General features: G+C 36.7%; 1 protein-coding gene. It reads right to left on the reverse strand.

Annotation, left to right across the window (positions count from 1 at the left end; genetic code table 11):
* Positions 1–103 precede the first annotated feature (103 nt).
* Positions 104–1,879: a group II intron reverse transcriptase/maturase gene (ltrA, locus tag WMO65_RS25935; RefSeq protein ID WP_009896985.1), complete on the reverse strand. Its 1,776-nt coding sequence runs from the start codon at positions 1,877–1,879 to the stop codon at positions 104–106.
* Positions 1,880–2,664: the final 785 nt, after the last annotated feature.

A 2,664-nucleotide genomic window follows, 5' to 3' on the forward strand; every position in this document is an offset into this window, starting at 1 on the left:
AATAGTGATAGGTAATTCTTTGATATTATCTCCGAATTTTCCCCCACTCTACACCGTACATGAGACTTTCACCTCATACGGCGTGCCATCTACTCCAATGTATCTATTTTTCTGATTGATTAGCCAGTTCATGTAATTCTATACATAACTTCCTTTTTTGTTCTGATAACTGATACTTCTCCATTAGATTGTCAAGTTCTTTTCTATCCCTTTTATGAATTGCTTTATGAAATGGTAGTATCATAATAATAAGATTGTTATATTTGTCTGTTCCACCATATTTCAAGGGAACTTTATGATGACACTCCCAATCCCTCAACGTTAATTCTTCGCCACTGATTGCACATTTTCCATATTGAGAAATAAATTTTGAGATACGATTATCGTTATATTCAATAGAACGATAATCACAATAATATCTCTGTATGTGTATAAGAACTTCCCTGCTCACCGCTTTTAGATTATTGTGTATCAAGGCTCTTCCTTCTTTTGTATATGGACAGATATTTTGATTGAATTGTATCGCATACCTGTGTTTCCATGTGTATATAGGAATGATAATCATATCGTGAGCTTTATACCATTTTGGATTATACCTGCCATAACGTTTTAAAAGTGTTATGGATAAATCTGCTTTACTCGCTGGTCTCCAATCTCTTCTCAGCCTGTTGTATAAAGATTTTGTAAGGTGTTGACTCATATGGGCTAAATCTCTGTTTACGTGCGTGGCTACTTCATAGTAATTATGGATTCCCATTACTACCGTATTATATTTCCACACTGCGTCACGTGATTGTTCCTTTGCAATCCTTTTAATAGATTGTTTTAGTTTATCATGTGCATGTCTGATTGCCTTGTCACTCATGTGACTATAAGCCACATAACCATTTCTTTTTGGTCTTACATACATAGTAAAACCCAGAAATTCACTTCGCTGTTTTCTAAGATTGACTATTTTTGATTTTTCGGGACTGATTTCCAATTTCAATCTTCTTTCAATAAAATCTTGCGTAGCATGATACAATCTCAATGCACTCGGATAATCTCGACAGAAGATTTTAAAATCATCGGCATAACGAACCATATAGCAATGTTTTAGATTCTTCCTTTGTCTCATCAAGGCTCTTCTTGCACCCTTATGTGTTGTATATTCTCTTATAGTTTTGATTGTTTCCCACTGATTGCTAATCCACCAGTCAAGTTCATTCAACACAATATTTGCCAATAACGGACTTAATATACCGCCTTGCGGTGTTCCTTTTATCGGCTTACCCTCTCCGATAATTTCTGCTTTTAATAAAGTGGAAATTATGGAAAGCAGTTTCTTTTCTCGTATTCCCATTGTCCACATTTGTTTTAGCAATTTTCCATGATTTACATTATCAAAAAATCCTTTAATGTCCATATCAACACAATAATGGTATCCGTTCCCTTTATTATTCATAAAATGATTTGCTCTTGCTATTGCATGATGAGCACTTCTGTTTGGTCGGAATCCGTAACTGTGTGGATGAAATTTTGCTTCACATATAGGTTCTAAAATCTGAAGAATACATTGTTGGAATAACCTGTCCCATATAGCGGGAATGCCTAACGGTCGTTTCCGTCCATCAGGTTTAGGGATATACACTCTTCGGACTTTTTCAGGTTCATACCATTTGAACATTTCCCGTATTTTTGTTACAACTTCCTCAACTGTCAAATCTTCGATGTCAGCTATTGTTTTTCCATCAACACCAGCAGTATGACTGCCCATGTTCTTCTTTATATTCCGATAGGCTAATCGGATATTTTCTTCACTTTCCATAAGCTTTGTCAGCTTATAAAAGTTATTTCCATTCTTGCTTTGCATATATAATTGGTCTAATTTAGACTGCATATCATAATACTCAGCGTACCTTAGTTTGTTTGTCTTTTTAATAAGTTGGCTCCTCCTTAATTGAGGTTTGCCCTTTTTAGTCTCACCAGAACCTTATTCTAACAACTTACTAAGAAGAATGAATGATACATCTTTCATAGACTAGTGACCGTCCCTCCACGTTTGTTAGACGCTTCATCAGTACCATGTCACCGCTTTCACTGCCATAAATAAAGTTATACTTCTGCTATTTTCACAAAAGATTTCCTTTCAACCACTTCATAGAAGATATTTTCTCCATGTTGGCAGCTTCCAACGTTCCATTACTTTTATCTTTACATATACTTTTAGGATTCTCCTTTGAGCCTGTCAGCTTGTTACTGCCTTTAACAATAAACGGATTTTCATAACAACTAATCTTACTCGTCCGCACTGACACCACGCACGTGGCATACACATTTCTGTGCATTAGGGTTATAGACCCGTACATTCGGAGATTCGTCAGGTTCGTCTCGCCAATAGTTTTGCGAACCCATTCTATCCATGAGTATTTTATAGACTCCCGGTCTATGGGTGACACCGCCCACCTCTGAGCAGATTTCGTAGCATTTGATAATGCTTTACGGTCACTTTCAACCGACTTCACCGAGCTTCATACGGTTCATGTTAATATCAACTTTTCCCGCATGTCGGAGTATTAGAGGAAACCCTTTGTGGCGTTACCCACTCATTTGATTTCTCAAAGTAATAGTTCTAAACAGCACTTGCTGTCTGCCTAGCCTTTTCAGCTAGGAACGTTTCACACA

This window comes from Blautia caccae, from assembly GCF_040095955.1.
Lineage (GTDB): Bacteria > Bacillota > Clostridia > Lachnospirales > Lachnospiraceae > Blautia > Blautia celeris.

Coding starts and splice junctions, on each gene's coding strand:
- ltrA (WP_009896985.1), bottom strand. CDS start 1,879: ATGCAGTCTAAATTAGACCAATTATATATGCAAAGCAAGAATGGAAAT.